Genomic DNA, 25,865 nt, shown 5'->3' on the forward strand with positions numbered 1-25,865 from the left:
TGACGCCGGGTCAAACGGTTTACGGGGGCCGGAACGCCGGTGCCGGCCCGGGGGCAGGGTGTGCCCCCGGGCCGGCCGGGTGGGGGTGCGGGTGAAGGTGGGTGCGCGGGTGAAGGGTGGTGCGGGGGTCGGTCAGGCGACGACGGTGTTCTGGGCGGCGCCGACGCGCCAGGCGCCGTCCTCCTTGACCAGGATGTAGAACGGGCGGCCCTCGGGCCGGTCGGTGATCCGGGTGCCGTCCGGGAGGACCGGCTGCTGGCGGACGTTGACCGCGGCGACGTCGGGCCGCAGGAACAGCACGCGCTCGACGTCGTAGACGGCGGTGGACTCGGCCGTCGCGCCGGGCAGCACCTTCCGGGTGAACTCGGCGATCTCGTCGAAGCCCGACAGCCGCTTGCCGTGGCCGGTGGTCCAGACCGGGTCGGCCCGGCGGAAGACCTCCAGGAAGCCGTCGACCAGCTCGTTCTGCTGGGCGTGCTCGACCTCGGCGACCAGGCGGGCGATCGCGGCCACCTCGGCGTCGGTCTCCGGGCCCTCGGGGGCGCCGAACACCTCGACCGGCCGGTACGAGCCCGCCAGCAGGTCGGCCACGATGCCCGGGCGGCTCGGCCGCCAGCCGAGGGCGGTGCGGGCGGCGGCGCCGCTGACGCTCTGGTCGAGGCCGAGCGCCTCCGCGAACAGCGGGCCGAAGGTCTCGGCGGCCTGCTCCACCGGCACCACCCGCGGGGCGGCGAGCACCCCGGCGGCGCGGCCGGCGGCCCGGGCGATGTCGCGCACCGGGACGGTCGACTCGCCGACGCCGTGCCAGAGGCTGCCGGCCTCGGCCCGCTCGACGGCGGCGACGAACAGCTCGGCCAGGTCGTCGACGTGGACGGTCGGCCAGCGCACGCCCTCCTCGCCGTAGTACTCGGGCGCCCCCTGCGTGCGGGCCCGGTCGACCAGGATGGCGGGGATGCCGCCGCCGCGCCCGTACACGATGGCGGGCCGGACGACGACCGCGCGCACGCCCTCGGCGGCCTCGGCCAGCACCCGCTGCTCGATCCGCGGGCGGTAGCCGACGAGGCCGACCGGGTTGGTGGCGGCCTCCTCGCCGACCTCCTGGGCCGCGCCGGTGGCGCCGAGCACCCAGACGCCGCTGGTGTACACGAGGGGGCGGCCGGTGCCGCGCAGCGGGGTGGCGAGCGCCTCGATGGCGGCGGTGTCGACCTCGGCGTCGCCGCTCGGCGGGGCGAGGTGGACGACGGCCTCGATGTCCGGGGTGACCAGGCCGGCCAGCGAGGCCGGGTCGGCGGTGTCGCCGACCAGCTGGGCGTGCCAGCCGCGGCCGGGCTGCGGCTCGGCGCCGCGGGTGACGGCGACGACCTGGTGGCCGGCGGCGGTGAGGTGGTCGGTGACGGCGGTGCCGATGTAGCCGGTGGCGCCGGTGAGCAGGACCTTCATGACGTTCCCCCCTGTGTCGAACATTTCGATGTCGAAACTATAGGCAGCTTCGATCCGTGATGTCAAACATTTCCACGTCGAAATGTTAGGCTCGGGGCATGACGGACAAGACGGATACGGGCAAGGCGGGCGAGATGGGCACGACGGACCAGGTGGACGCGGCGGACGGCGTCGACCGCATCACCGCGCAGTGGCGCGCGATCCGCCCCGACCTCGACACCTCCCCCATGGCCGTGATCGGCCGGATCTCCCGCGCCTCCCGCCTGCTGGAGCGCGGGATCAAGGAGAACCTGGCCCTCCACGGCGTCGAACCCTGGGAGTTCGACGTCCTGGCCACCCTGCTGCGGGCCGGCGCGCCGCACGTCCTCACCGCCGGCGAGCTGAGTTCGGCCGCGATGGTCAGCTCCGCCGCGCTCACCAACCGGATCGACCACCTGGTGGAGAAGGGCCTGGTCGAACGGGCCGTCGACCCCGCCCACCGCCGCCGGGTGCTGATCTCCCTGACCGACAGCGGCCGGGAGCTCACCAACCGCCTCGTCGAGCACCACCTCGCGGGGGAGGAGCGCCAGCTCGCCGGGCTGACCGCCGTCGAACGCGACCGGCTCACCGAGCTGCTGCGCCGCGTCCTCCTCACCCTCGGCGACCAGACGGGGGATCAGGCTCGGTAGGACCGAGGAGGGGTAGGACCGAGGAGAATCGCGCCATGCGGATTCTGATCATCACCGCCGGATCGCGCGGCGACGTCGCCCCCTTCACCGGTCTCGGGCGGCGTCTGCTGGACGCGGGCCATCAGGTCGCCGTGGCCGCCCACCCGTCCTTCGAGGCGCTGATCGGCGGCTGCGGCCTCGGCTACCGGCCGATGCCGGGAGACCCGCAGCGGCTGATCCGGGACTGGTCCCGGGCCGCGTCGCGGGACGAGGTCCGGGCGCTGACCAGGGCGTACGCGGACGGGCTCGCCGACGGTGTGGCGGAGGCCGTCGGCGGCGGAGCCGATCTGCTGCTCACCGCCTACGGCCCGGCCGGGCTCAGCCGGGCGGCCGGCGAGGCGTTCGGCGTCCCGGCCGTCGGCACCTACCTCACGCCGTCGTTCGCCACCAGGGAGTTCCCGCTGCCCAACGCGGGGAACGTCGACGACCTGGGGCCGGCGGCCAACCTCGCCGCGGGCCGGGACGTGCTGGCCCGCGCGGACGGGGTCTTCGCGGGCTCGGTGGCCCGGCTGCGCGACCGCCTCGGGCTGCCGGGCGAGCCGCCCTCGGTCGCCGGGGACGTCCGGCCGGCCTTCCACGGCTACAGCCCGCTGGTGCTGCCGCGCCCCGCGGACTGGCCGGACGGCGTCGAGGTGACGGGCTACTGGTGGCCCGCCCGGCCGGACGGCTGGCAACCCCCGGCCGCGCTGGTCGACTTCCTCCAGGCGGGGCCGCCGCCGGTGTTCATCGGGTTCGGCAGCATGGCGCCGGGCGAGGGGGAGCGGCTGAGCGCGCTGGTGACGGCGGCCGTGCGGCGGGCCGGTGTGCGCGCGGTGGTGCAGGCCGGGTGGGCCGGGCTGGGGGGCTCCGGCGGTGACGAGGTCCTCGCCGTCGGGGACGTCCCGCACGACTGGCTGTTCCCGCGCACCGCGGCCGTCGTCCACCACGCCGGGGCGGGCACCACCGCGGCCGGACTGCGGGCCGGGGTCCCCGCCGTGCCCGTCCCCGTCATGGCCGACCAGCCGTTCTGGGCCGCCCGGCTGCACCGGCTGGGCGTCGCCCCGCGGCCCGTGCCGTTCGGGGACCTCACCGCCGAAGCCCTCGCCGACGCGATCACGGACTGCCTGGCCGACCCGTCCCACCGCCGCCGCGCGGCCGAACTGGCCCGCGGGATCGCCGCCGAGGACGGCGCCGCCGCACTGCTCGCGCACCTCGATCCGGCGGCCGCCCGAACTGGTCAACGGGCGGACATTTAATGGGAGGTGAGCGCCGACGCCCGCTGTTACGGTGCAGCCCATGGCAACGATCAGGCAGTTCCAGGTCACCTTCGACTGCGCGGAGCCCGAGCGCGTGGCCCGCTTCTGGTGCGAGGTGCTGGGGTACGTCGCCCCGCCGCCGAAGGGGTTCGACAGCTGGGACGCCTACCAGGAGACCCGGTCCGCCGAGGAGCGGGGCTCGTGGTTCGCCTGCGTCGACCCCTCCGGTGTGGGCCCGCGGCTGTACTTCCAGCGCGTCCCCGAGGGCAAGGCGGTCAAGAACCGGCTGCACCTCGACGTGCGCGTCGGCACCGGCCTCGTGGGCGAGGAGCGCCTCGCCGTCCTCGAAGCCGAGTGCACCCGCCTACTGGCCTTCGGCGCCGTCCGCGAACGCCTGCTGTACGACGGCACCGACTCCTGCATCGTGATGCGGGACGTCGAGGGCAACGAGTTCTGCGTGGACTGACCACGCGCCGAGTCGGGCCGCCGCGCGGGAAGTCCTACGCGGCGAAGCCGACGCCCCGTTCGGCGAATATCCGCATCGCGGCACCCAGGAATTCCACCATCCCGGGGTGGTAGGCGTTGTGGAACTCCCGCATCGCCTCGTCCTCCGCGTACAGCAACGCCGTGCCGACGTACGCCTCCCGGGTGGGGAGGTAGAACCGGCAGGTGATGTCGAAGTGCCGGCGGACGAGTTCCTGGATCGGCTGGTCCCCGGGCCGGGAATCGTCCAGGTGAGCCGCGATCTCCCGGTACAGCACGTCCCAGTCCCGGTGGACCTGGTCCTTGTCCACGTGCGACCAATTGCCGGTCTCGGCAAGGCTCTTCGCCTGCTCCTCGGCCAGCGCCCGGCGACACTCGTCCTCGTACTGATTTTCCATGGCACCACTTCTCCTGATTCCCGTGCCTCTTCGGTGAATTCCTCAAGAGGCGGACGACCTGCCGACGGTGATCGACTGTCGGTCCAGGCGGAACGGTGACAGGCGCCTCGCCTGGGAGCAAGCCATTTAGTGCTCGGCGGGTCGGGTGCCATGGGACGGGTTCCAGAGTCGGTCGGCCTCGCCGCGGGCGAGGTGGTCCTCGTAGATCCGCACCTTGTACCGGATCACGTCCAGGGCGCCCCGCAGCTCCCGGAGCTGCGCCTCCACGTGCTCCTGGTGCTCGCGCAGCAGTGCGAGCCGCTCGTTCTCGTTGCCCGCGCCCTGGCGGGCCAGTTCGACGTACCGCCGGATCGCGGGCAGGGGCATGCCGGAGGAGCGCAGCTTCGTGCAGACCGCCAGCCACTCCAGATCCTCCTCGTGGTAGATCCGGCGGCCGTTGGCCAGGCGGCGCACGGGGTTGGCGAACAGGCCCTCCCGCTCGTAGAACCGCAGCGCGTGCACGCTCAGCCCGCTGCGCTGCGCCACCTCACCGATGCTCAGGTCCATGGGCGGCCTCCCCGCGTTTCGGCTCTTGATCTAGACCCGACTCTAGGATCTAGCGTCGTTCCGTCGGCCCATCGGGGCGGTTGGGTCATCGGAACATCGGAACAGGGGAGAGCATGGGTATCTGGTTCGTCACCGGGGCGTCGCGGGGGCTCGGCGCGGAGATCACCCGGGAGGCGCTGGACCGGGGCCACAGCGTGATCGCGACGGCGAGGGACGCGGCGGCCGTGCGCAAGGCGTTCCCGCACGGGCCCGACGGACTGCTGGCGGTGATCGCGGACGTCACCGACCCGGCGCAGCTGGCGGCGGCGGTGGAGACCGGACTGGCCCGGTTCGGCCGGATCGACGTCGTGGTCAACAACGCCGGCTACGGTCTGGTCGGCGCGATCGAGGAGACCTCCGACGCCGCCGCCCGGGCGCTGTTCGACGTCAATGTGTTCGGCGTGCTCAACACGCTGCGGGCGACCCTGCCGACCCTGCGCGCCCAGCGGTCCGGGCACGTCCTGAACATCGGCTCGGTCGGCGGCTTCGCGACCGCGCCGGCGATCGGCCTGTACGGGGCGTCGAAGTTCGCCGTCGAAGGCATCTCCGAGGCGCTGCACGGCGAACTGGCCCCGCTGGGTGTCCGCGTCACCATCGTCGAGCCGGGCGGCTTCCGCACCGACTTCCTCGGCGGCTCCAGCCTGCGGGTGGAGCCGGCCGCCATCGCCGACTACGCGGCGGGAGCGGGACCGGTGCGCGAGGCGCTGGCCCGGGTCGACGGCCGGCAGCCGGGGGACCCGGCGAAGGCCGCCCGGGCCGTGGTCGACGTCACCGAGGCCGCCGAGCCGCCGCTGCGGCTGCAGTTGGGCGCGGACGCGGTCGAGCGCGTCGAGGCGAAGCTGGACCACGTCCGGAGCGAACTCGACCGGTGGCGGCACGTGGCGCTCTCCACCGCCGTCTGAGTTCCGCGGGACCGCGAACCGCACAGGAAGTCGGACGGGCCGACTTCCTGTGCGGGCTGCCCGTCAGGCCTTGCGGATGTAGTACGCGCGGCCGCTGCCGTAGCAGCTGCCGCTGCTGTGCGTGTCCGTGATGACCCACCCGGCGGGGATGGGGGAGAAGGAGCACACCTCGGCGGTGGTCTGGTTGGTGAGCTTGTAGATGCTGTAGGCGACGCCGGTGCCGGCGCAGCTGTTGGTGCTGTACGACCAGGTGACCACCCAGCCCGCCGGGATGGGGGACATGGAGCAGACGCCGCCCATGCTGGTCTGGTTGGCGGTGTTGTTGATGGTGTAGGCGACGCCGGTGCCGGCGCAGCTGTTGGTGCTGTAGGACCAGGTGATGACCCATCCGGCGGGGATGGGGGACATGGAGCAGACGCCGCCCATGCTGGTCTGGTTGGCGGTGTTGTTGATGTTGTACGCGACGCCGGTGCCGGCGCAGGTGTTGCTGCTGTAGGACCAGGTGATCACCCAGCCCGCCGGGATGGGCGACATGGAACAGACGCCGCCCATGGCGGTCTGCCCGCTCGTGTCGGCGATGTTGTAGGCCACGCCGGTGCCGGGACAGCTGCTGCTGCTGTAGGACCAGGTGATCACCCAGCCCGTCGGGATGGGCGCGTTGGAACATATCGTCGCGCCTGCGGCGGCGACCTGCTGCGCCGCCGCCGCCTGGGCCTGCGTGCTCGCGGCGGTCATCATGCCCAGGAACATCAGCACGACCATCACCAGGTGCGGGACGCGGTTCCTTAAGGTCGTGGTCTTCATGGTTGGCCTCGGATTCTCTCGCTGCTCTACGGATGCATTGACGCAGGTGAGATGAGCCATCGGCGCAGTTGTGTGATCATCTCGGCTGAGATGGTGTCAGAGTCATGGCAGCGGCACCAGAGTGTGCGTACGGGGTGAACGTCACCACTGTGGGGCCTCAGTCGCAGACCCCGAAGTGCAGGATGGTGGCCCAGTCGTCGGTGACCAGCAGCAGGTTGCGCCACCAGATGTAGCCGCTGCGCGGGTCGCTGACGTCGCAGAAGCTCCGGACCGGTCCCAGGTGCGCCTCGATGAGGTCGGCGATGCCCTCGGTGAGTTCGCCGGCCAGCCGGACCTGGTCGGGTTCGGTGAGGCGTGCGGTCACCTGTCGGTGGAGGATCTCCCGCCAGGTCCGCCGCGGCTCGAACGGGCGGACCGGCCAGCCCACCCGGTGTCCGGTGGGCCCCGCGTCGTACACGGCCTGGGCGAGGTTCGCCAACCGGTCCGGACCGGGGGCCACGCCGGCCACCGGGACCACGGAGAACAGTTCGAGGGACGACACGAAGATGACGCTGTCGAGCAGTTCCTCAAGCGGTTCGGCGGCGGCGGCCACGGCGTCCGGGGCGTCGAGCGGGTTCGGCATGGGACCTCAGTCTGTCAGCCGGCCGTTGGCGATCCAGTCCCGCCACTGGCCGGCCAGAACGAGGTCGGCCAGCCGCCGGTAGCCGTCGGCGCCCGGGTGCGCGCCGTCGCCGGCCGTGGCCTCGCGGACCCAGACGGGATCGTCGGCCAGGCGCAGGGTGGTGTCGACGAACGGGACGTGCCGCGACGCGCAGAGGGCGGCCATCCCCTCGGCGAGCGCCGCGGTGCGGCGCAGGTGCCCGTCCCCGGCGACGACGACCGGCGGCGGGCCGACCACCAGCGGGAGGACGGCGCGGCTCAGGCTCTCGTCCAGGCTCTCGTCCAGGATCGAGGCCAGGTTCTCCAGGCAGCGCTCCGGGCCGACGCGCACCGCGCCGTTCTCCAGGATGGCGTCGTTGCTCCCGAAGGAGACGACGAGCCGGTTGTCCGCCCCGGGCGCGGTCCGCGGCAGCACCTCCCGCCGCCAGCGCTCCGCGACGTCCTCGGAGGTGTTGCGCCGGACGCCGAGGTTGAACGCCGTGATGCCGCCGCCGCTGGCCTCCAGCACCCGTCCGACCCACCCCCGGTACTCCGGGTCGCCGACCCCCTGGACGAACGAGTCACCGATGAAGCAGATCCGCATGTCCTCGACCATTCGGCCGACCCTAGCGATCGGCCGGGCCCCGGCACGCGTGCGCCCAAGGGGCGGACAGGGCGCGCCCTAGGCCAGACGTGCCACGGCCAGGGCCACCGCGCGGTCGAGCGCGGCCGCGGCGTCGCACGGCACGTCGGGCCGGACGCCGGTGCCCTCCCAGTTGGTGCCCGAGACCGGGTTGACCGCGCGGGCGACCGGCACGCTGAGCTCCAGGTGCGGGTGCACCGTCCAGCCCTCGCGCGGGTGGGCGCCGCCCCGGGTGGTCTCCCCGACGACCTCGGCGCGCCCGAGCTGCTGCAGGTCGTAGGCGAGCTCCTCGCCCGCGGAGAAGGTGTCCGCGCTGGTCAGCACGTAGAGCGGTTTGTCACCGCCGAAGCGGGCGCCCGGCACGAACGGGGGCGTCCAGGACTGCTCGGCCACCTCGCCCTGCCGCGAGAGCATGGTGTTGAGGTGCGTGCGGCCGTCGAGCAGGTAGCCGCAGATGAAGGCGACGGTGTTCGGATCGCCGCCGACGTTGCGGCGCAGGTCCAGCACGAGCGCGTCGGCGGGCGCGACCAGGGAGAGCGCCGCGGCCAGCGGCTGAGCCGCCCAGTCCAGCGGGAACACCATGGGCCCGATCTCCAGGACCGCGACGCCGCCGTCCAGGAGCTCCACGCGCGGGACACCGCCCAGGGAGGCGTCGAACCGCCGCCGCGCCGTGGCGAGCACCGCCGCACCCTGCTCGGGCGGCACCGGCACGGCGTGGTACTTGAGGGCCAGGTGCAGATCGCCGTTGACCGACCGCAGGTCGGAGGTGACCGCGTCGGCCAACCCCTCGGCGGACTCGGCCGGGTAGGCCCCGTCGGCGCTCCGCCGCCGCAGCAGGTCCGCCAGTTGCCGGGCGGCGTCGGGGAAGACGTAGTTCTCGCGGACCAGGTCGGCGATCGACTCGACGACGGCGGTGGCGTCCAGCGCGGCAGGCGATGTGGTGGGGATCATGGGAGGGAGTAGATCAGTGGCTTGCAAAAGCGTCAACCGTACTTAACGCTTGATCTGGTGAGCCATCAACCGGATGAAGACGAAGGCGTCCAGCGAATCAGCGCGCCCCTGCAGCACACCGCACTCGCCCACCCCCTGCGCCAGCGCCTGCTCTTCGCCCTGAGCGCCCGGCCGTCGACGATCAGCCGGCTCGCCGCACAGCTGGGAGTGAACAAGGGCAGCGTCTCCCACCACCTCAGGGTGCTGGGCGAGGCGGGGCTGATCCAGGACGCGGGAACACGACGGGTGCGCGGCGGCACCGAGAAGTACTACCGGCGGTCCGCCGAGCGACTCCTCGTCGACGAACCGCAGGCCGAGGGCACGGCCGCACTCTTCGGCGCCGTGGCCCAGGAGTTGGACCGCTCGCCCGCCGACCACCTCCTGACCCTGCGCCACCTCCGCCTCAGCCCCGCCAAGGCGGCCCGCCTCGCCGGGGCCCTGGCCGCCCTCGTCGACGAGGCGGAGGAGGACCCGGAGGGCGAACCGGTGCACGGCATCCTGGTGACGCTCTACCGGCACGCTGGGGGGTAGGGCCGGTTGGCGCTCCTTGGTCCGGAACGGGAACACTTCGAGGTTCGGGTGGACGGTGGGTTCGGAGCTCCCTAGCCTTCGTGGTGCCGGGCGGCCGGTTCGCCGCCCTCGCCGCTCCGGAGGAGGAGGCGGTCCGTGCTCTTGGATGGTGACGCCTGGCGTCGGCACTTCGACGGGTACCGGCGCGACGCGTTCCGGCTCGAAGCCCAGCCCGTCTACACGATGCCGCGCGAGGCGGAGAACCTCGCCCGGTTCCTGCGGGGCGAGCCCAAGCCGGCGGAGCACAACGCGGCCTGGCACGCGAGGGTCCGGGGTTTCGTCTCCTCGGGCCGGACCATCGGGCGCGTCCGGGTGGTCCGGCAGCCGTTGACGGACTACCAGCGCTACCAGTTCGCCTGGGGCATCCCCGGCAACATCGCCGCCGGTGAGGACATCCGGATCCTCGACATCACCGGGCAGGACCACGGCATCCCGCTCCAGGACTGGTGGCTGTTCGACGACGTCTCTGTCGTGCGGCTGAACTTCCGCCCGGACGGCACCCAGATCAACCGCGAACTGGCCGACCACCACGCGGAGGAGTGCCGCGAGTTGAGGCGGCTGGCACTCGCCCACGCGGTGCCGTTCGCCGACTATCTGAAAGCCCACGGGTGACGCTGGAACCTGATCGGCTCCGGCCGGATCGCACAGGAAGTCGGATCGGCCGACTTCCTGTGCGGGAGGAGGCCGGTGGGCGCATGTGCCGCGGCCGGGCCAGTCCGGGTTCATCCCCGCCGCAATGGGCAGGGTGGGGGTGGCTCGCTGGTGGGGTTGTGGGTACGGGGGCAGGAGACGGCGGCGATACAACGGAGTTGCCGGGCGGGCGTCCAGTACGTCCACATGACGTCGTGGGGGTAGGTGGTGAGGAAGTCCCGGGCGTGGGCCTGTCGCTGGTCCGGGGCGAGGTCGGTGTCCAAGGCGGGGGCGTCGGCGAGTTGCCTGCCCAGCCATGTGAGGGCGTCGGCCGGGTCATCGGTGGTGAGCTTGATGTGGGCGGCCGTTTTGGCGAGCCAGTGCATGACTTCGAGGGGTGGGGTGGGACTATTCCAGGCGGGCCGTCTGCCATTCTGGGGCTCGGGCGGTCGTCGTTCGATGTCCTCGGGCCGCTTGCTGCCCACCCAGGTGTAGCAGTGCCAGTGGAGTTCGGGCCGGTGCCAGTGATCCATACGCGCCCTCCCTTCGCGGATGGGTCGGCCCCGCTCCCGATCGGTTCGGGAGCGGGGCCGAATCCTGCGGGAGCGGATCGGGTCAGACAGCCGTGTCGAACCGGGCAGGCTCGATGCCGGCGGCGGCCAACTCGGCCGTGCTGAACCTCAGCTCGATGCCCGGGCGCTTGGTGTCGCCCATCACCCAGAGCCCGCCGGCCACGCCGGGCACCTCGCGCAGGGTCGCGCAGGTCTCGTGCTCCGACTGCGGGTTGCCGCCGCACGCCTTGTAGGCGGTCAGCTCCGACGGGACCTCGATCTCGTACAGGTCGTTCTGCTGCACGTGCCACCTCCTATGGATCGCCGGTAGCCACGGTGACTCCCGGCGTCGGGCGGGCACCCAACGTAAGTGCAGGAGAGGGGTGTTACGGGATGCTTTCCTGTTCCCTCAAATACTTGTCCCGAATGCCTTCGACCGCGCGACGCATCTCGTCACCGGACAGGGCTCCGGCTGCAAATCCGTCGTACTTATGAATGTATGTCTCCACGTCTCGTGGGTCGGTGACCATCAGCTCGGCATGCACCGTTTCGACCGTGACCATGCGGTCGTCCCGGATGACGAAGGAGTGCGCGGGAACATCGGTCTGCGGGGCGGAGAGCGGCACGATCCGGATGTCCACGTGGGAGAGGCGAGAAGCCGAGATGATCCGGTCCAGCTGCCCGGCCATCATGGCGGCGGGCACGAGGCGCCACCGGAGAACCGGCTCGGTGATGACGAATCGCAGCGTCTTGGTGGCGTCGTAGAGCGACCGCTGCCTAGCGAGCCGGGCTGCGACCGCCCGCGACAGTTGTTCCTCGGTGAGATCTCTTCTCCCGAAAACGGCCCGTACGTATTCCGGGGTCTGCAACAGACCCGGGACGAGGGAGGGTTGGAATACGCGAATCAGTCCGGTGGTGTCGTCGAGTGCTTTGATCTGCTGCTGCTTGCGGTGGTGCCCCAAGCGGCGGATCAGCCGCCAGGCCGTCGCCTCCGTGGCCTCTGCCCGCGCGGCCGCCATGTACTCGGTCTTGACCTCGTCGGACACGCCTATGGCCGTGAGGATGCGTTCCACGTCCACGACGGTGGGTGGCGCCTTGCCGGTCTCGATCTTGCTCAGCTTGCTCGCGGACATGACGGCGCCACGGGCCACGGTCTTGGCTTCCTTGCCGGAAGCCTGCCGGAGTGCCCGCAGCGCCGTCCCGAGCTGCGTTCTGTTCACGCGGCGTACTCGGCCCACCAAGCCGGGAACGGTACGGCGTGTGCCATGGCGGTGTCGCGGTACGCCTTGAACTCGGCGAGGCGGTCGGTGGTGAGGAAGTCGGTGCCGAGGTACGTGCCGTCGCCGTCGTAGTTCATCGCCGCCACGTTCTCGTCGTCGAACAGCCAGAAGTCCGGGGCCTCCGGGATCGGGTTGGCCTGGTCGGTGGTGTCGAGGATGAAGAACTCCTCGCCGGCGGCCATGTTGCGGTGGTAACCCCAGGTGAGCTCGAACCGGAGGTAGTCGGTGAGCGGGCGCGAGAGGATGTGGACCCGGTACATCCGCTTGCCGGCGTCGGTGGCGTCGGTGACCGTCGTGACCCAGCCGGCGGTCCGGTAGCCCGCCGGCTGCGCTTCACCGGCGAGGAAGGCCTGGTAGGCGTCGACGCCGCCGGACCGGCTGTAGTCGTCCAGGGTCTCCAGCCGGAACGCCTCGCGGCTGAACGTCGAGAAGCAGGCCCCGAGGGTCCTAGATGAGGTTGTCACGGAGCGCCTTTCGGATGAGTTCGACCGGGATCTCGACCAGGGCCTCGTGGGCCGGGAGCCGGATGTGGTGCTCGGTCACCCGCTCGCCCTGGACGGCGAGCGTGCCCCGGTCGGTCAGGTACAGCGTCGGGCACTCGCCCTCATCGCAGGAACCCACAAGTCGTGTCAGCTGCACTGCTGCCTCCGCACTCGGTCGGTGTCATGACGATGGTCCCGAGGCCGTTGGGGCGCAGGCAAGAACTTCGTGTTTCCGCTACTGGAAAGCGGCTCGGCATCGAACAGGTGCGCGGTGAGGGGCGGCCGCACCGGCGGCCCCACCCTCGGAGGAGAGCGGGGGGCGGCGGGGGTGCACAGGAAGTCGGATCGGCCGACTTCCTGTGCAGGGGTGCGGAGGGGGAGCGGGGCGGGGCCCTCGTGGCCGTGGTTCCGGTCGCACGCCACCTGTCGGGAGTGGATCACGGGCGTAGGGTGTCGGCATGTCGCTGAGTCACATCACCCTCGCTTTCCGGCCGTTCGATCGAGCTCGTGGAGCTGCGGATGTCTTCGACCTGCGGGGGGATGTTGGAGGGCTATCCGTGCAAGCTCATCAACGACCTGAAGCTCAGTAGCCTCCACCGGCAGGCCGAAAGCGCGTTTCCTTCCGGGCCGGTCCACGTTGTTCCGCCTTCCCGTGAGTATCCGGACCAGACCGCCGGTGGTTTCGGCCCTGTCGAGGTCCTGCCTGCCGTGACCTGCATCGGCAACTTTCGCTCAGCGGCGGTTGCTGCCGAGCTCAACCCGGTGCTGCACCGCTCCGCTCTTGTGGTGGCCTGGTTCCAGCCTGGCCCGGACGTCCCGTCGGGTGAGGGTGCAGATCTCGCGATTCGTGGCATTCACTGGGAGGAACTGGCTGAGGATTACGAGCTCTAGGCGCGGGTCGGGTCGCGGTTATGCGATGACGGTCGCGATGGGGGCGGTTGCCGCGTAGCGGGGGAGGCCGCCGGCGTCGGGGAGTTCGTCCTCGAAGTCGCAGGAGGCGATGGCGTCGTAGCCGCGGGCCCAGGCGGCGGTGAGGAGGCGGGACACCGGTTCGACGAGGGAGGGGCCGCCCGGGGCGGCTTCGGCGTCGATCTTGAGTGGCCAGCCGATGAAGTCGTCGGCGAGTCCGGCGTCCGGGTTCGGGCGGGTGTCGAAGTCCATTCCCTCCGCGCGGACGCCGTAGTAATCGTCGACCTGGCCTCCGAGGATCACGGCGATGAGCTCGGCGAGGAACTGTGGACTGGTGCCTCGGACGTAGATCTGGCAGTTGGAGTAGTCCTTCTCCGCGCTCATACGGCTTCCTTCCGGGCGTGTATTGGTGCGGATCGAGGGGTGGCGGGTGCGCAGGAAGTCGGACCGGCCGACTTCCTGTGCGGGGGTGTTCGTCAGGCGGGCGAGGGTGAGGGTGAGGTGGTGGTGGGGCGGGGGAGGCGGGCGGCGAGGGTGAAGTGGAGGGCGGCGAGGGCGGTGCCGCCGACCGTCATGCCCGGGTTGTGGGCCGCGGCGCCGATGGCCGCGTCGGCGAGTTGGACCGCGCCGCTGACCAGGAGGAGGGGTGTGAGGCCGCGGCCGGTTCGGCTGAGCAGTAGTTGGTACAGCAGGGCGGCGCCGAGTGGCAGGGCGCGGGCCGCGTAGGCCTGGGCGTAGAGGTCGGTGAGCGGGGTGGCGGGGTCGGTGCCGCCGGGCAGGGCCAGTTCCGGGGAGAGCAGGCCGGCGACGCTGAACGCCATGGACAGGGCGGCGCCGGCCGCGTTGGCGATCACCAGGGCGCGGGTGCCCCGGCCGGGGGTGGCGATGGAACGAGACATTGAGTGAGCCCTCGAATCGTTCTAAGTGTGAATGGTTATTGGATGCTAGCGTTCGTTGTGTGAACGATGTCAACCCCCTACCGCTTGCCGCCTCCGTGGTCTTCCGGCTCGGCACGCTCGGCAGTGTCGTCACGGCGCGGTTCACCGCCGCGCTGGCGGAGTTCGGGCTCAAGCCGAAACACGTCGGCCTGATGGTGGCGCTGGACTCCGGCGCACCGCCGTCCCAGCTGGAGCTGGCCCGGATCATGGCGGTGGCACCCAGCCTGGTCGTCTCGCTGGCCGACCACCTGGAGCAGATCGGCGCGGTGGACCGGGTGCGAGATCCGGCGGACCGGCGGCGTCAGGTGCTGGCACTGACCGACGCCGGGCGGGAGTTGCTCGCCGACTGCACCGCGCTCGCGCACCGGCTGGACGAGGAACTCACCGCCTCGTTGGCTGACTCCGAGCGGGAGGCGTTGCGCCGTGTGCTCGGCCTGCTGGGCGCCGAGGCGGGCTTGCCGACGATCGACTGAGGCCGGCCGCCCCGGCGTGCGAGCCTGGGGTGGTGATCGCCGTCGGCTGTCTGAGAGTTGAGGGGTGGGGAGGGGTGGTGCGGCGCATAGGAAGTCGGACCGGCCGACTTTCTGTGCGGGCGGGGTGGTGGGGGTGGGGCGTTGTGGGGTTCCGGAGCAGTGGCTGCGCTCTGCCGTCGGCCGGCCTCTCGCGGGGAGCGAGGGTCGCGGGGGTGCGAGGCGGAGGGGAGGCGGCCGGTGGCGTCGGGTTCGTGGAGCTCGACGCGGTCGGGGTGGGTGGTGGGATCCCTGGGGGTGATTGGGTGCTGCTCTTCTCGGCGGTTCCCGAGTTGGTTGGCGTCCCTGGTCCGGGTCAAGTGAGGGGCGGGGTGCTGGGCTGCATAGGAAGTCGGATCGGCCGACTTCCTGTGCGGGTGGGGGTGGAGGGCTGCGGGGGTCAGGGGCAGGGGTCGGGTCTTGCCGTCCGGTGGTCCCTCATGGGGGAGTGATGGGGTGGCGGAGCGGGTGCGGTGGAGGTGGTTGGCGGAGGGGTGGGGTGCCGGGTGTGGGCGCGGTTCGCGTGGTTGTCATCGGGGTCGATGGTCAGCGGCAGTTTCCGGCGGGTGGGTCGCAGAGTCGGACGTCGGTGACGCCCGGCAGGTCGGTGATCAGGCGGCGCAGGACGGCGAGATCGGCGTCGGGGGTGCGGGGGTCGAAGGCGACGACGAGTCGTACGCGGTCGGCCTCCGGCATGGAGACTCGGGTGGCGCCGTGGCCGAAGCCCGAGCCGTCGAGGAGGAGTTCCGGATGGGGGCCGGCTCCCAGGAGGGGGCTGTCCTTCCGGAGGGTGGCGACGAACGCGTCCGGTTCCCGGAAGTAGGGGGCGATCCAGGTGACGCCGACGGCCCAGGCGACGGAGCCGAGGGTGGCCGTGGCGACCAAGGCGCCGAGCAGGAGTGGCAGGCGCCGGGGTTCGGGTCGTGCGCGGCTCGCCGCGGTGAGGAGGACGACGCTCGCGGGCGTCAGCACGATCAGTCCGAGCGGGGCGCCGAGGACCGAGACGGCGAGCAGTCCCCAGCCGAACACCAGGCAAGCCGGCCGGAAATCGGTGCAATCCTGCGAGAGAAGCGGTGCGGCGGCGGCGAGCGAACCGAGGATCAGCGGAATGCCGATCAACGATTCGACGAAGAGAACCCCCAAGACCAGCGCCGGCGCGGCACACAGCGCCGCCGCCACCGCCAGGACCCGCCCCGCCCGCGGAACCGGCCGGCTCACGCTCAAGGTTTCCATGCCACTCCACCAATATTGAACATGTTCAAACCTGGTGGGGTCACGCTACCAGTGGGCTCCCTGGGGGTGATTGGGCACTGCTCTACTCGGCAGATTCCGAGCTGGTTGGCGTCCCTGATTTGGGTCAAGTGAGGGGCGGGGATGGATGGTGGGGCGCGGATTGGGTGCGGTTGGGAGGAGCGGGGGAGTTGGGGGTGATGGGCTGGGGAGGGAGTTGGGTTGGTCGACTTCCTGTGTGGTGGGGGGTGTTGGTCGTGGCGGCGGCGTTGTGGTGGGGGCGGGGGCTGGTGGTAGGCGGGGGAAATCCAGGGGAGCGGATGGGTGTGCGCTGCTACGGTCGGGCGCTATGAGCTGGCTTCCTGATGACTTCGTCCACCCCGTCCTGGTACCGCTGCCGGGCGGTGGCCATCACCTGCGGCCGATCCGGGAGGCGGACGCTCCGCTCGACTATCCGGCTGTGATGGGTTCGCGGGAGCGGCTGTGGGCCATGTTCGGCCCGGCGTGGGGCTGGCCCGCGGCCACCATGACCTACGAGGCCGACCGGGTCGACCTGTTGCGTCACGAGAAGGAGATCGCCGCACACCAGTCCTTCAACTACGCCCTGTTCGACGCGGCGGAGACCGCTCTGCTCGGCTGCGTCTACATCGACCCGCCGGAGAGGGCCGGCGCGGACGGTGAGATCTCCTGGTGGGTGGTGGACGAGCTGGTCGGCAGCGAGGTCGAGCAGGCCTTCGACGCCCTGGTGCCGCAGTGGATCGCCGCCGACTGGCCGTTCGAGCAGCCGCGGTTCCTCGGCCGCGAGATCTCCTGGTCGGACTGGCTCGCCCTGCCGGAGTATTCCGGCAAGTAAGTGGTTGTCGATCGAACGGCGTCTCGATCGGGTGACTGCGGTGGATTCCGCAGTGGAAGCAGGGTCTCCAGGTAGCTCGGGTGTGCGATCCCGTTCCGAGTGGTTCCCGGAGGCCCTGTTGTACACCTGGATCGCCCGCCAGGCCGGGCAGTTCAGCCCCGAAACCAACCCCGACAACCGGCAGCGCATACCTCACTGACCAGCGAGGACGCTGCTGCGGCCGTCCCCACCCCGCAGGGCGAGGGCGGCCGGGACCACGGCGGCGACGAGCCCGATGGTCGCGCAGACCGCCAGCAGTTCGCCGAGGGCGGCCCACGGCACCACGGCGGGCGTCGGACCGACGAGCTGCCGCAGCGCCGCCCAGGAGCCGCCGATGCTGATCGTCGACGCGATCGCGCCGACGATTGCGCCCGCGCCGACACAGAACAGGGTTTCCACGGCGATCGCACGCAGGACCTGCCCGCGAGTCGCACCCGCCAGGCGGAGCATGGCGATTTCGTGGCGGCGGTCGCCGAGGGTCATGACGAGCGTGTTGGCCAGCGCGACCATCGCATAGAGGATCGACAGGCCGAGGATCATCAGCATGCCGTTCTTCGAACTCTCCTGGTTGGCGTCCGTCGCTGCCGCCGACATCTCCTCCGGGGTGCTGATGCGGGCGCCCAGGTCGGAGACGGCGGATTCCAGGGCGGAAGCCGTGGCTGCTCGGTCGGCGTCAGGCGCGAGGCGGACGATGATGCGGGACGGGAGGGCAGTGGTCCCGGCGTCGGTCGCGTCCAGATAGGCCTGGACGCTGTCCGCTCCCGCCTGGAGTACCGCCGCGACCGTGAAGTGCTTCGGCGTGCCGTCGGCGAGCCAGGCGGCCACGGTGTCTCCGGCGTGCGGGTTGCCCGGCCAGATGGTGTTGACGACGATCGAGCCGGGGCGAAGGTCGGAGACGGAGCCGCTGATGACGGGGAGTTCGGCGACGTCGGCAAGCGATGCGGAGTCGACCGCTGCTGCCTGGAGCTGGAAAGTGCTCGGCCCCTGCTCCTCCGCGTACACCGTGGTCGGGGTGGAGGCGACGGCTGTCACGGAAGAAACAGCGCGCACTCGGTCGACCAGGGTCCGGTTGAGCCCCGGCGTCCCCGCCGGGGAGATCACCCAGTCGGCCCGGGACAGTTGCCGCCCGACCGCGCTCACCTGCGCCGCGTTGATGGTGCCGATGCTGCCCAGCAGGCACCCCGCCAGGCTGACGACGATGACCACCGGGGTCGTCGTCGCCGCCGTCCGGCGGAACGCGGTGAGCGCGCCCTGCCGTGCCGTCGACCAGACCGCGCTGTCGGACAGAGCGGGCAGAGCGGTGACGGCCCGGATGACCGGCCGGGCGAGGACGCCCGCCAGGGTGACGCAGGCGCCGACGATCACCAGGATCAGGGAGGCCGAGGCAGCGGCGTTGGAACCGGCCTCCGGCTGCACGGTCGCGGTGCCGCCGACCGCCACGACGCCCGCCGCCAGCGTGAGCCCGCCGACCACCCAGCGGACCCGGTCGGCCGCCTTCGGCCTGCGCTCCACGCCCGCCTCGCGCAGGGCCTCGCCCGGGCTGATCAGCCCGGCCCGCACCGAGGAGACGACGACCCCGACGACCGCGGTCACCAACCCGATCGCGGCCGCCGCGAACAGCGCCCAGCCGGCGATCGGCACGGCGAAGTCCGCGCCGACGACCCCGTGGTCGACCAGCCAGCCCCGGCAGAGCGGTGCCCCGACCACCCCGAGCGCGCAGCCCGCCACCGAGGCGAGCACGCCCACCAGCACCGCCTCCGCGTAGATCAGCCGCCGCAGCTGCCGCCGGGTCGAGCCGATCAGCCGGAGCAGCGCCAACTCCCGCCGGCGCTGGGCGATCGAGAGCGCGAAGGTCCCCGCGACCACGAAGACCGCGACGAAGCCGGCCACCCCGGCGGCCAGCCCCAGCGGGGTGTCCACGTTGTCCATTCGGCTCAGCAGGAAGGCGTGATGCGGGTCGGCGGCGGCGCGCTCCTTGCCCGTCAGGACGAGGGCGCGGGCGACACCCGCCCCGCCCGCCTCGGCGGCCGCCCGGCGGACGGCGTCGGCCGGGCCGTACGCGGCCAGCGCGTCGACGGCCGGGGAGATCCGGGCCGCCTCGGCGTCGGTGAAGAACACCGCGTGCTCGAACGGCACCTGCCCGGTGACCCCGGTGACGGTCACTGTTCGGGGCCCGGCGGCCGTCAGCAGCGGCAGGGTGCGCCCGATCAGCCCGGCGTCCCCACCGCCGACCACGACCTGCCCGGCAGCCACTGGAGCCGCTCCCGCGGCCAGCTCGTAGCCGCCCGCCTCGGCGGTCGACCAGCCGCGCCCGACCTGGTCGGACGGACCCCCGGCGAGCTGGGCGTAGAAGGTGTGGTCCTCGATCACCCGACCCGTCCGGGCGACCGCGGCGACCACCTCGGCGGTCAGGCCCGGCTGCTGGACGACCGCGGCGTGCTGGACCTGGCCGGAGTCGTCGGTGAGGTCGATGCCGCTGTCCGGCACGACCACGGCGGGCGCGCCGGACCAGCGCTGCCGCGCCTGGTCGGCGACCCCGGCGGTGGCGCCGATCACCAGGAGCGCCGTCGCCATCAGGCCGACGCCGAGGGCGAGCGCGACGAAGGTACCGACGAAGGACGTCCAGCGAATCCGGAGGGTGGAGAGGGCGACGGTCAGCATCCCAGTACCTCCAGGTCCGGCTCCAAGCCCGACTCCAGGCTCGCCATCCGGGTGGCGATCCGGTCGGCCGTCGGGTGGTCGAGCGAACCGGCGAGGCGGCCGTCGGTCAGGAAGACCACGCGGTCCGCGTACGAGGCGGCGACCGGGTCGTGGGTGACCATGACGACCGCCCGCCCGGCGTCGTCCGCCAGGCCGCGGAGCAGGGCGAGCACCTCGCGGCCGCTCCTGGTGTCCAGCGCGCCGGTCGGCTCGTCGGCGAGGACCACCGCCGGACGGCTGATCAGCGCACGCGCTATCGCCACCCGCTGCTGCTGCCCGCCGGACAGCTCGCCCGGCCGGTGACCGGCCCGCTCGGCCAGGCCGACCGAGGCCAGCGCCGCCAGTACCTCGCCCTTCGCCGGACGCCGGCCCGCCAGCTTCGGCGGCAGCGCGACGTTCTGCGCGGCGGTGAGGGAGGGGAGCAGGTTGAAGGACTGGAAGACGAAACCGATCCGCTCCCGGCGGAGCACCGTGAGGTCCCTGTCCTTGAGACCGCCGAGCTCGGTGCCGTCGACCAGGACCCGCCCGCCGTCGATGCCCTCCAGCCCGGCCGCCGCGCGCAGCAGGGTGGACTTGCCCGAGCCGGACGGGCCCATGACGGCCGTGAAGGTGCCGAACGGGAAGCCGAGGCTCACCTCGTCGAGGCCGACGACGGGCTCGGGGCCGGAGCGGTAGGTCTTGGAGACGGAGCGGAGTTCGACGGCGAAATCCGTGCCTCGGGCTGCGGTGCTCATGGCAGCAAGTACATCGGCCGGCCCGGTGGCCGGACAATGAAGTGCACTTCGCTCTTTCAGGTGTAGTCCACTACACCCCAACGGCGATGGCTAGTGGATGACGATGCCGCCGTTGCCGGTGCGGACGGTGAGGGTGCGGGTCGCGTCGCGGCCGAGCGGGAGGGTCACCTGCGGGGGAGCGCCGCCCGCGCTGCGGGCCTCGATCGAGTACTCGGCGCCGCCCGGCACCGACAGGTCGGCCCCGCCGTCGCCGGTGGTGATCTCGACGCCGGCCGGGGGCGCGGCGAAGGCGGCCCGGACGCCGCCCGACCCGGTGGTGATCCGGGCACTGGGCGAGCGGCTGTCGGTCACCGTCACCTCGCCCGAGTCGTTGCGCAGCGTCAGCGGACCGGCCGAGCCGAGGACCCGGATCGGGCCGGTGCGGCTGGTCACGTCCAGCGGCCCGCCGAGCCCGGCGGCCGTGATCTCGCCGCTGACGGAGTCGACGGTGGCGGCCAGCCCGGCCGGCACGGTGACCCGCAGCTGGAGCGAGCACTCGGTGCCGCACTCCGCGTGGACGGTCACCTCGCCGTCGGCGGCGGCGACCGCGACCCGGGGCGCCGTCCCGAGGTAGCTGCCGGTCGCCGTGACCCGCACCACCGAGTCGTCGCCGGGGATGAGGGTGACGCCGGCGCTGCCGGCGGAGATCCGCAGCAGGGTGCTGTCGGCGGCGTCGGCGCGCAGCGTCTCGGCGTAGCCGCGGTCGGCGGCGAGCAGCGTGACGATCCCCCAGCAGGCGGCGGCGACCGAGGCGGCCAGGACGGTGAGTCCTGCGCTGATGATCCAACGCGGCCGGGCGGTTGGTGGGGGTGGAGGGGAGGTTGCCGGCGGGAGTGGAGGGGTGGCCGGGGAGGTAGGGGAGGTGGCCGGCGGGGGTGGGGGGGAGGTGGGAGGGGTGCCGATGTCAGGCTCCCAGGTAGCGGAGGACGGCCAGCACCCGGCGGTGTCCGCCGTCGACCTTCGGCAGGTCGAGCTTGGTGAAGATGTTGTTGATGTGCTTGCCGACGGCGCTCATGCCGATCGTCAGCGACTCGCCGATGTCGGTGTTCGACGCGCCCTCCGCCATCAGCTTGAGCACGTCCAGTTCGCGGGCGCTGAGCGCGGCCAGCGGGTCGCGCCGGCCGCCGCGGACCAGCAGCTGCTTGACCACCTCGGGGTCGAGCACGGTCTCGCCGGCGCCGACCCGCTCCAGCGCGGCCACGAAGTCGTCGACGTCGTCGACCCGGTCCTTGAGCAGGTAGCCGATGCCGCCGCCACCGTTGCCGACCAGCTCGACGGCGTACCGCTCCTCGACGTACTGGGAGAGCACGAGCACACCGGTCTCCGGCCACCGGGCGCGGATCGCGAGCGCGGCGCGCAGCCCCTCGTCGACGAAGGTCGGCGGCATCCGGACGTCGGTGACGACGACCTGGGGGCGGTGTTCGGCGACGGCCCGCAGCAGCGCCTCGCCGTCGGCGACGGCGGCGGCCACCTCCAGCCCGGCCTCGGTGAGGAGCAGGACGATGCCCTGCCGGAGCAGGGCGGAGTCCTCGGCGATCACTACCCGCATTGCACGTCCACTTCGATCAGGGTCGGTCCGCCGGCCGGGCTGGTCACCCGCAGCCGGCCGTCCACGGCGGCCACCCGGCCGGCCAGGCCGGACAGTCCGCTGCCGCCGGCGGGGTCGGCGCCCCCGCGGCCGTCGTCGCCGATGGTAACGGTGAGCCGGTCGCCGGCCCGGCGGATCTCCACCCAGGCGGTCCGGGCCCCGGAGTGCTTGGCGACGTTGGTGAGCGCCTCGCTGACCACGAAGTAGGCGATCGCCTCGACCGCGGCCGGGGGCCGGGGTTCGGCCCGGACGTCGAGCCGGACGGGGACGGGGGAGCGGGCGGCGACGGCGGTGAGCGCGGCTTCGAGGCCCCGGTCGGTGAGCACCGGCGGGTGCAGGCCGCGGGCCAGGTCGCGGAGTTCGGCGATGGCGGCGCGGGCTTCGGCGCGGGCCTGTTCGACGAGCTGCCGGGTGTCGTCGTCGCCGTTCTTCCGTAGCCGGGAGACTGCTCGGCCGAGGGTCATCGACAGGGCGACCAGCCGCTGCTGGGCGCCGTCGTGCAGGTCGCGTTCGATCCGGCGGCGCTCGGCCTCGACGGCGCGGACGAGCTGGGCCCGGCTCTCGGTGAGCTCCTCGACCCGCCGGGTCAGGGCCAGGTCGCGGGGCGGGGCGAGCAGGGTCCGGGCGAGCGCGGTGTCGGCCCGGATCAGGGCGCGCACCAGCAGCGGGGAGCCGAACAGCCCGGTGAGCAGCGCGGCGGCCGCGACCAGCAGGGCGGTGCCGGTGTCGTCGACGGTGAGCGGGCCGAGCACGGCGTGCCCGTCGGGCAGCCGGGACCGGTAGACGGGCAGGGCGGCGAGGGTGAGCGGCGCCGCCCAGGCGAGCACCACGCCGCCGTTGGTGAGGACGGAGAGCGGCAGCAGGGCGAGGAAGTAGCCGGCCTGCCGCCAGCTGGAGCGGCTGGTGGCCAGGGCGCGGGCCGAACGCAGCAGCGCGGGGGAGAGCGCGGGGCGCGGCGGGGCTGGGAGGTCGAGTCCGCAGGTCGCGGCGTGCCGGGCGCGTTCGGCGGCGGCGAGGCGGTGCAGTGCCCAGCCCGCGGCGACGATGACCGGCAGACCGGTCAGTGCGACGGGCAGCAGGCAGACGCCGATCAGCAGCGCCAGCAGGACGGTGAGGCCGGCCAGGGCGGCGAGGCCGTCGGTGGCGAGGTGGGCGCAGGCGCTCCAGAGGGTGGGGGTGGCCGGGTACGGGCGCGGTCCCCGCGATGGCCGTGCGTCACCGCTCGCCGTTGCCACCCGTCACTCCCCCGACCGCTCCCCGAATCCGGCGGACCTGACTTTAACCGGGGAGCCAGAGATTTGTTGAGGGTGAGGGGTGGGGGAGAGCGGGGGGTGAGGGGCGGGGCCGCGGGCGCGGGCGACGGGCGGGGGCGAGGGGCCGAGGCAGGAGCCGCCACCCGCTGTCGGTGGCGTGTCAGTGGCGTGTGCGTCCAATGGGTCCGGTCTGTCGGTGCCCGAGAGGGGAGGAGCGGCGATGTCGTTGCAGGACGACTGGGATGCCGTGGTCATCGGTTCGGGGATCGGAGGGCTGGTCTGCGCCGCGTACCTCGCGGCCGGCGGCCGCCGGGTCCTGGTGCTGGAGCAGTACGACGTCGCGGGCGGCAACAGCCACGTGTTCCGCCGCCGCCGCTCCTACGAGTTCGACGTGGGCGTGCACTACCTCGGGGACTGCGGGCCGGGCGGCGTGCTGCCGGCGATCTTCGCCGGGCTCGGCCTCTCCGACCGGGTCCGCTACCGCGAGATGGACCGGAACGGCTTCGACCGGATCGTGGTCCCCGGCGTGGAGATGGACATGCCCGCCGGCTGGGAGCCGTACCGGGCCCGGCTCAAGCAGGCGCTGCCCGCCGACGCGGCCGGCATCGACACCTTCATCGACGTCTGCGCCGCGGTCGGCGAGGAGATCCACTCGGCGATGCTGGCTGCCGAGGACCTGACCGTGGCCGACCTGATGGTCCGCACCCCGGTCTCGGTCCGCTGGGGGCGCCGCACCCTGGCCGAGCTGTTCGACCACTGCGGGCTGTCGCCGCGCGCCCGGACGGTGCTCGCCGCCCAGTCGCCCAACTACGGGCTGAGCCCGCGCCAGGCCACCGTCTCGATGCACGCCTCGGTCACCGACCACTACGTCCGCGGCGCCTACTACCCGCTGGGCGGCGCCCAGCAGCTGGTGGCCTCGCTGGTCGAGGTGCTGGAGTCGCACGGCGGCGAACTGCGGACCCAGGCCCGGGTGGAGAAGGTCCTGGTGGCGGACCGCAAGGTCACCGGGGTCGGGCTGGCGGACGGGACGACGGTGCGGGCGCCGCTGGTGGTGTCCAACGCCGACTACCGGCGCACCGTGCTGGACCTGGTCGGCGCCGAGCACTTCCCGAAGAAGCTGGTGACGAAGACCCGGGAGGCCGTCATGGGCCTGCCGTTCGCCACCCTCTACCTCGGGCTGGACCGGGAGCTGGAGCGCCCCAACGAGGCCAACCTGTGGTGGTACCGGGGCGAGGACATCGACGAGTACTACGCCTCGCTGGGCCGCGGCGAACTCGACCCGGTGCCGTTCCTGTTCGTCTCCTTCGCCTCGCTGAAGGACCCGGAGTCGACCACGGTGTGCCCGCCGGGGCACACCAACCTCCAGGTGATGACGCTCTGCCCGCCCGGCACCGAGTGGTGGGGCCTGGAGCGCGGCCCCGCCGACGGTGGCTCCTACCGCCGGGACGCCGGCTACCAGGCGCGCAAGCAGAAGCTCACCGAGGCGATGCTGGCGGCCGCGGAGGAGGCGCTCGGCCCGATCCGCGAGCACATCACCCACCTGGAGGTCGGTACTCCGATCACCCACGAGCGGTACGTCCGTTCGACCGGCGGCACGCCGTTCGGCCTGGCCGAGTGGGGCGGGGTGGGGGCCCGCCCCGACACCCGCACCAGCGTCGACGGCCTGTACGTCGTCGGGGCGAGCACCCGCTACGGCAGCGGTATCACCGGGGTCGCGGTCGGTGGGGTCGCCTGTGCCGCACAGATCATGGAGCGCCGGCTGATCCACGAGGTGCACACGGGCGCGGTGCTGTCCGACCCGGACCTGTTGCCGGAGCGCCCGGACGGCTGGGACCCGCTGGCCGTCTCCCGCGGCTCGGCCCGGCGCACCGCCCGCGGCCTGCCCCGCCTGGGCTAGCCCCGCCTGGGCTAGCCGCGAGGCAACCGACCGGGCACCCGCGCCCGTGGACCGCGACCAGCGGTGCACGGGCGCGGCGGCGTTCCCGGCCCCGACCCCGTCCCGGCCTCCCGCCCCCGGGCCGCTGACCAGTGCGGACGCGGCTTTGCGCGTGTTTGACACCCCTTCCCGGGATGGGAAAGGCTTGGCGGACAGGCTTTTCCGGCAGACGCGAGGGGGTGTGACCTTTGACCAGCGAGGAACTCTTGGCGTTGCTCGCGGCCGTGGGGCACGCGCAGCGTCTGCGGGTGATCGCCGAACTCGCCGAGGGCCGGATGTACGTGAGCGAGCTCGCCCGGCGCCTGGGCGTCTCCCGGCCGCTGCTCTACATGCACCTGGAGCGGCTGGAGACGGCGGGCCTGGTCGTGGGCCAGCTGGAGCTCAGCCCGGACGGGAAGGCGCTCAAGTACTACGAGCTGGCCCCGTTCGACGTGCGCCTGAACGCGGACACGATCCTCGCGGCACTCCGCGAGGACAGCCAGACGTGAACTGAAGGGGACAAGTACATGACCGGCGCCCTCATCGCCATCGCGATCGTCCTGATCGTCATCGGCGGCATCACCACCAGCACGGTCGCGTACTTCAGACTCCAGCGGCACCGTTCGGACGCCGCGGCGATGGCCGAATACCGTCGCCTGGCCGAGGAGGCCGTCGCCAACCAGCAGGCGCTGAACGGCAAGTTGACGGAGCTGCACACCCGGGTGGAGGCCGTCGAAACCCTGCTGCGCAGCGTCGAGTGACCCGCCGGTAACCCACTGGCCTGCGACTTTCACGGGTCGCTGAATGACGTGGTCCGGC

The 25,865-nt window shown here is 72.5% G+C and carries 31 protein-coding genes and 1 pseudogene; 12 read left to right on the plus strand and 20 right to left on the minus strand.

The window, feature by feature from the left end; translation table 11 throughout:
• Positions 1-132: 132 nt before the first annotated feature.
• A complete protein-coding gene (locus AB0N76_RS01450; protein ID WP_363552110.1) occupies positions 133-1,464 on the minus strand; it encodes an SgcJ/EcaC family oxidoreductase in 1,332 nt (443 codons plus the stop codon).
• A gap of 110 nt (positions 1,465-1,574) precedes the next feature.
• On the opposite strand from AB0N76_RS01450, the gene AB0N76_RS01455 reads away from it, so the two are divergent.
• Genes AB0N76_RS01455 through AB0N76_RS01465 form a run of 3 tightly spaced genes read left to right on the plus strand, consistent with a single transcriptional unit; the run spans position 1,575 to position 3,848 of the window.
• Positions 1,575-2,108, plus strand: coding sequence for a MarR family transcriptional regulator (locus AB0N76_RS01455; protein ID WP_363552237.1), 534 nt, complete (start codon positions 1,575-1,577; stop codon positions 2,106-2,108).
• A 35-nt stretch (positions 2,109-2,143) separates the two neighbouring features.
• On the plus strand, positions 2,144-3,382 hold the full coding sequence (locus AB0N76_RS01460; RefSeq protein WP_363552108.1) for a glycosyltransferase: 1,239 nt from the start codon (positions 2,144-2,146) through the stop codon (positions 3,380-3,382).
• A 40-nt stretch (positions 3,383-3,422) separates the two neighbouring features.
• On the plus strand, positions 3,423-3,848 hold the full coding sequence (locus tag AB0N76_RS01465) for a VOC family protein (RefSeq protein ID WP_363552106.1): 426 nt from the start codon (positions 3,423-3,425) through the stop codon (positions 3,846-3,848).
• Between the two features lie 34 nt (positions 3,849-3,882).
• Here AB0N76_RS01465 and AB0N76_RS01470 read toward each other — a convergent pair whose 3' ends face one another.
• A complete protein-coding gene (locus AB0N76_RS01470) occupies positions 3,883-4,263 on the minus strand; it encodes a TipAS antibiotic-recognition domain-containing protein (protein WP_363552104.1) in 381 nt (126 codons plus the stop codon).
• 126 nt (positions 4,264-4,389) lie between these two features.
• On the minus strand, positions 4,390-4,809 hold the full coding sequence (locus AB0N76_RS01475; protein ID WP_363552102.1) for a MerR family transcriptional regulator: 420 nt from the start codon (positions 4,807-4,809) through the stop codon (positions 4,390-4,392).
• A 113-nt stretch (positions 4,810-4,922) separates the two neighbouring features.
• Between AB0N76_RS01475 and AB0N76_RS01480 the strand changes: the two genes are divergently transcribed.
• Positions 4,923-5,750 (plus strand): oxidoreductase, encoded by an 828-nt coding sequence (locus AB0N76_RS01480; RefSeq protein ID WP_363552100.1) that lies wholly within the window; start codon positions 4,923-4,925, stop codon positions 5,748-5,750.
• Between the two features lie 63 nt (positions 5,751-5,813).
• Here AB0N76_RS01480 and AB0N76_RS01485 read toward each other — a convergent pair whose 3' ends face one another.
• The 4 genes from AB0N76_RS01485 to AB0N76_RS01500 all read right to left on the minus strand — a co-directional run bounded on the left by AB0N76_RS01485 (position 5,814) and on the right by AB0N76_RS01500 (position 8,787).
• Positions 5,814-6,554 (minus strand): hypothetical protein, encoded by a 741-nt coding sequence (locus tag AB0N76_RS01485; RefSeq protein WP_363552098.1) that lies wholly within the window; start codon positions 6,552-6,554, stop codon positions 5,814-5,816.
• Positions 6,555-6,711: 157 nt separating this feature from the next.
• Positions 6,712-7,176: a hypothetical protein gene (locus tag AB0N76_RS01490; RefSeq protein ID WP_363552096.1), complete on the minus strand. Its 465-nt coding sequence runs from the start codon at positions 7,174-7,176 to the stop codon at positions 6,712-6,714.
• Positions 7,177-7,182: 6 nt separating this feature from the next.
• Positions 7,183-7,809, minus strand: a complete 627-nt coding sequence (locus AB0N76_RS01495; protein ID WP_363552094.1) for a GDSL-type esterase/lipase family protein — start codon at positions 7,807-7,809, stop codon at positions 7,183-7,185.
• Between the two features lie 66 nt (positions 7,810-7,875).
• Positions 7,876-8,787, minus strand: coding sequence for a S41 family peptidase (locus AB0N76_RS01500; protein WP_363552092.1), 912 nt, complete (start codon positions 8,785-8,787; stop codon positions 7,876-7,878).
• 57 nt (positions 8,788-8,844) lie between these two features.
• Here AB0N76_RS01500 and AB0N76_RS01505 point away from each other — a divergent pair, with 57 nt between their 5' ends.
• Positions 8,845-9,357, plus strand: coding sequence for a winged helix-turn-helix domain-containing protein (locus tag AB0N76_RS01505; protein ID WP_363552090.1), 513 nt, complete (start codon positions 8,845-8,847; stop codon positions 9,355-9,357).
• Positions 9,358-9,492: 135 nt separating this feature from the next.
• A complete protein-coding gene (locus AB0N76_RS01510; RefSeq protein WP_363552088.1) occupies positions 9,493-10,008 on the plus strand; it encodes a DUF6879 family protein in 516 nt (171 codons plus the stop codon).
• A gap of 110 nt (positions 10,009-10,118) precedes the next feature.
• On the opposite strand, the gene AB0N76_RS01515 is transcribed toward AB0N76_RS01510, so the two are convergent.
• The 5 genes from AB0N76_RS01515 to AB0N76_RS01535 all read right to left on the minus strand — a co-directional run bounded on the left by AB0N76_RS01515 (position 10,119) and on the right by AB0N76_RS01535 (position 12,496).
• The gene (locus AB0N76_RS01515) at positions 10,119-10,559 is read right to left on the minus strand and encodes a hypothetical protein (RefSeq protein ID WP_363552086.1); all 441 of its coding nucleotides are present in this window, start codon (positions 10,557-10,559) and stop codon (positions 10,119-10,121) included.
• An 82-nt stretch (positions 10,560-10,641) separates the two neighbouring features.
• The gene (locus tag AB0N76_RS01520) at positions 10,642-10,881 is read right to left on the minus strand and encodes a DUF397 domain-containing protein (protein ID WP_363552084.1); all 240 of its coding nucleotides are present in this window, start codon (positions 10,879-10,881) and stop codon (positions 10,642-10,644) included.
• A gap of 82 nt (positions 10,882-10,963) precedes the next feature.
• Positions 10,964-11,797, minus strand: coding sequence for a helix-turn-helix transcriptional regulator (locus tag AB0N76_RS01525; protein ID WP_363552082.1), 834 nt, complete (start codon positions 11,795-11,797; stop codon positions 10,964-10,966).
• The gene (locus AB0N76_RS01530) at positions 11,794-12,321 is read right to left on the minus strand and encodes a DUF6879 family protein (protein WP_363552080.1); all 528 of its coding nucleotides are present in this window, start codon (positions 12,319-12,321) and stop codon (positions 11,794-11,796) included. Before AB0N76_RS01530 ends, AB0N76_RS01525 begins: the two co-directional genes overlap by 4 nt.
• Positions 12,305-12,496, minus strand: a complete 192-nt coding sequence (locus AB0N76_RS01535) for a hypothetical protein (protein ID WP_363552078.1) — start codon at positions 12,494-12,496, stop codon at positions 12,305-12,307. Before AB0N76_RS01535 ends, AB0N76_RS01530 begins: the two co-directional genes overlap by 17 nt.
• A 301-nt stretch (positions 12,497-12,797) precedes the next feature.
• On the opposite strand from AB0N76_RS01535, the pseudogene AB0N76_RS01540 reads away from it, so the two are divergent.
• A pseudogene (locus AB0N76_RS01540) lies at positions 12,798-13,230 on the plus strand (hypothetical protein).
• A gap of 18 nt (positions 13,231-13,248) precedes the next feature.
• Here the strand turns inward: AB0N76_RS01540 and AB0N76_RS01545 are convergent.
• A complete protein-coding gene (locus tag AB0N76_RS01545; RefSeq protein ID WP_363552076.1) occupies positions 13,249-13,632 on the minus strand; it encodes a hypothetical protein in 384 nt (127 codons plus the stop codon).
• Between the two features lie 92 nt (positions 13,633-13,724).
• Positions 13,725-14,147, minus strand: a complete 423-nt coding sequence (locus AB0N76_RS01550) for a hypothetical protein (RefSeq protein ID WP_363552074.1) — start codon at positions 14,145-14,147, stop codon at positions 13,725-13,727.
• A gap of 59 nt (positions 14,148-14,206) precedes the next feature.
• Between AB0N76_RS01550 and AB0N76_RS01555 the strand changes: the two genes are divergently transcribed.
• Complete coding sequence (locus AB0N76_RS01555) at positions 14,207-14,659, plus strand: MarR family winged helix-turn-helix transcriptional regulator (protein WP_363552072.1); 453 nt, start codon at positions 14,207-14,209, stop codon at positions 14,657-14,659.
• Between the two features lie 582 nt (positions 14,660-15,241).
• Here AB0N76_RS01555 and AB0N76_RS01560 read toward each other — a convergent pair.
• Positions 15,242-15,928, minus strand: a complete 687-nt coding sequence (locus AB0N76_RS01560; RefSeq protein WP_363552070.1) for a hypothetical protein — start codon at positions 15,926-15,928, stop codon at positions 15,242-15,244.
• A 346-nt stretch (positions 15,929-16,274) separates the two neighbouring features.
• On the opposite strand from AB0N76_RS01560, the gene AB0N76_RS01565 reads away from it, so the two are divergent.
• Positions 16,275-16,778, plus strand: coding sequence for an N-acetyltransferase (locus AB0N76_RS01565; RefSeq protein WP_363552068.1), 504 nt, complete (start codon positions 16,275-16,277; stop codon positions 16,776-16,778).
• A 192-nt stretch (positions 16,779-16,970) separates the two neighbouring features.
• On the opposite strand, the gene AB0N76_RS01570 is transcribed toward AB0N76_RS01565, so the two are convergent.
• From AB0N76_RS01570 to AB0N76_RS01590, 5 genes are all read right to left on the minus strand, one after another.
• Positions 16,971-19,478, minus strand: a complete 2,508-nt coding sequence (locus AB0N76_RS01570; protein WP_363552066.1) for an FtsX-like permease family protein — start codon at positions 19,476-19,478, stop codon at positions 16,971-16,973.
• Positions 19,472-20,251, minus strand: a complete 780-nt coding sequence (locus tag AB0N76_RS01575; protein WP_363552064.1) for an ABC transporter ATP-binding protein — start codon at positions 20,249-20,251, stop codon at positions 19,472-19,474. Before AB0N76_RS01575 ends, AB0N76_RS01570 begins: the two co-directional genes overlap by 7 nt.
• Positions 20,252-20,341: 90 nt before the next feature.
• Positions 20,342-20,887 carry a DUF4097 family beta strand repeat-containing protein gene (locus AB0N76_RS01580; protein WP_363552062.1) on the minus strand — a complete coding sequence of 182 codons (546 nt, stop codon included), beginning with the start codon at positions 20,885-20,887 and terminating at the stop codon, positions 20,342-20,344.
• A 307-nt stretch (positions 20,888-21,194) separates the two neighbouring features.
• Positions 21,195-21,839: a response regulator transcription factor gene (locus tag AB0N76_RS01585; RefSeq protein WP_363552060.1), complete on the minus strand. Its 645-nt coding sequence runs from the start codon at positions 21,837-21,839 to the stop codon at positions 21,195-21,197.
• Complete coding sequence (locus AB0N76_RS01590) at positions 21,830-23,113, minus strand: sensor domain-containing protein (protein ID WP_363552058.1); 1,284 nt, start codon at positions 23,111-23,113, stop codon at positions 21,830-21,832. The genes AB0N76_RS01585 and AB0N76_RS01590 overlap by 10 nt, the downstream gene beginning before the upstream one ends.
• A gap of 238 nt (positions 23,114-23,351) precedes the next feature.
• Between AB0N76_RS01590 and AB0N76_RS01595 the strand changes: the two genes are divergently transcribed.
• The 3 genes from AB0N76_RS01595 to AB0N76_RS01605 all read left to right on the plus strand — a co-directional run bounded on the left by AB0N76_RS01595 (position 23,352) and on the right by AB0N76_RS01605 (position 25,807).
• A complete protein-coding gene (locus AB0N76_RS01595) occupies positions 23,352-25,028 on the plus strand; it encodes an NAD(P)/FAD-dependent oxidoreductase (protein ID WP_363552056.1) in 1,677 nt (558 codons plus the stop codon).
• Positions 25,029-25,255: 227 nt separating this feature from the next.
• Positions 25,256-25,555: a winged helix-turn-helix domain-containing protein gene (locus tag AB0N76_RS01600; RefSeq protein ID WP_363552054.1), complete on the plus strand. Its 300-nt coding sequence runs from the start codon at positions 25,256-25,258 to the stop codon at positions 25,553-25,555.
• Between the two features lie 18 nt (positions 25,556-25,573).
• Positions 25,574-25,807, plus strand: coding sequence for a hypothetical protein (locus AB0N76_RS01605; RefSeq protein WP_363552052.1), 234 nt, complete (start codon positions 25,574-25,576; stop codon positions 25,805-25,807).
• Positions 25,808-25,865 lie beyond the last annotated feature (58 nt).

This window comes from Kitasatospora sp. NPDC093806 (genome assembly GCF_040683335.1).
Taxonomy (GTDB): domain Bacteria; phylum Actinomycetota; class Actinomycetes; order Streptomycetales; family Streptomycetaceae; genus Kitasatospora.

Bases quoted from the DNA above. Each gene is read 5' to 3' on its own strand.
- AB0N76_RS01450 (WP_363552110.1), bottom strand. From the start codon at position 1,464: ATGTTCGACACAGGGGGGAACGTCATGAAGGTCCTGCTCACCGGCGCC.
- AB0N76_RS01455 (WP_363552237.1), top strand. From the start codon at position 1,575: ATGGGCACGACGGACCAGGTGGACGCGGCGGACGGCGTCGACCGCATC.
- AB0N76_RS01460 (WP_363552108.1), top strand. From the start codon at position 2,144: ATGCGGATTCTGATCATCACCGCCGGATCGCGCGGCGACGTCGCCCCC.
- AB0N76_RS01465 (WP_363552106.1), top strand. From the start codon at position 3,423: ATGGCAACGATCAGGCAGTTCCAGGTCACCTTCGACTGCGCGGAGCCC.
- AB0N76_RS01470 (WP_363552104.1), bottom strand. From the start codon at position 4,263: ATGGAAAATCAGTACGAGGACGAGTGTCGCCGGGCGCTGGCCGAGGAG.
- AB0N76_RS01475 (WP_363552102.1), bottom strand. From the start codon at position 4,809: ATGGACCTGAGCATCGGTGAGGTGGCGCAGCGCAGCGGGCTGAGCGTG.
- AB0N76_RS01480 (WP_363552100.1), top strand. From the start codon at position 4,923: ATGGGTATCTGGTTCGTCACCGGGGCGTCGCGGGGGCTCGGCGCGGAG.
- AB0N76_RS01485 (WP_363552098.1), bottom strand. From the start codon at position 6,554: ATGAAGACCACGACCTTAAGGAACCGCGTCCCGCACCTGGTGATGGTC.
- AB0N76_RS01490 (WP_363552096.1), bottom strand. From the start codon at position 7,176: ATGCCGAACCCGCTCGACGCCCCGGACGCCGTGGCCGCCGCCGCCGAA.
- AB0N76_RS01495 (WP_363552094.1), bottom strand. From the start codon at position 7,809: ATGGTCGAGGACATGCGGATCTGCTTCATCGGTGACTCGTTCGTCCAG.
- AB0N76_RS01500 (WP_363552092.1), bottom strand. From the start codon at position 8,787: ATGATCCCCACCACATCGCCTGCCGCGCTGGACGCCACCGCCGTCGTC.
- AB0N76_RS01515 (WP_363552086.1), bottom strand. From the start codon at position 10,559: ATGGATCACTGGCACCGGCCCGAACTCCACTGGCACTGCTACACCTGG.
- AB0N76_RS01545 (WP_363552076.1), bottom strand. From the start codon at position 13,632: ATGAGCGCGGAGAAGGACTACTCCAACTGCCAGATCTACGTCCGAGGC.
- AB0N76_RS01550 (WP_363552074.1), bottom strand. From the start codon at position 14,147: ATGTCTCGTTCCATCGCCACCCCCGGCCGGGGCACCCGCGCCCTGGTG.
- AB0N76_RS01560 (WP_363552070.1), bottom strand. From the start codon at position 15,928: ATGGAAACCTTGAGCGTGAGCCGGCCGGTTCCGCGGGCGGGGCGGGTC.
- AB0N76_RS01565 (WP_363552068.1), top strand. From the start codon at position 16,275: ATGAGCTGGCTTCCTGATGACTTCGTCCACCCCGTCCTGGTACCGCTG.
- AB0N76_RS01570 (WP_363552066.1), bottom strand. From the start codon at position 19,478: ATGCTGACCGTCGCCCTCTCCACCCTCCGGATTCGCTGGACGTCCTTC.
- AB0N76_RS01575 (WP_363552064.1), bottom strand. From the start codon at position 20,251: ATGAGCACCGCAGCCCGAGGCACGGATTTCGCCGTCGAACTCCGCTCC.
- AB0N76_RS01585 (WP_363552060.1), bottom strand. From the start codon at position 21,839: ATGCGGGTAGTGATCGCCGAGGACTCCGCCCTGCTCCGGCAGGGCATC.
- AB0N76_RS01595 (WP_363552056.1), top strand. From the start codon at position 23,352: ATGTCGTTGCAGGACGACTGGGATGCCGTGGTCATCGGTTCGGGGATC.
- AB0N76_RS01605 (WP_363552052.1), top strand. From the start codon at position 25,574: ATGACCGGCGCCCTCATCGCCATCGCGATCGTCCTGATCGTCATCGGC.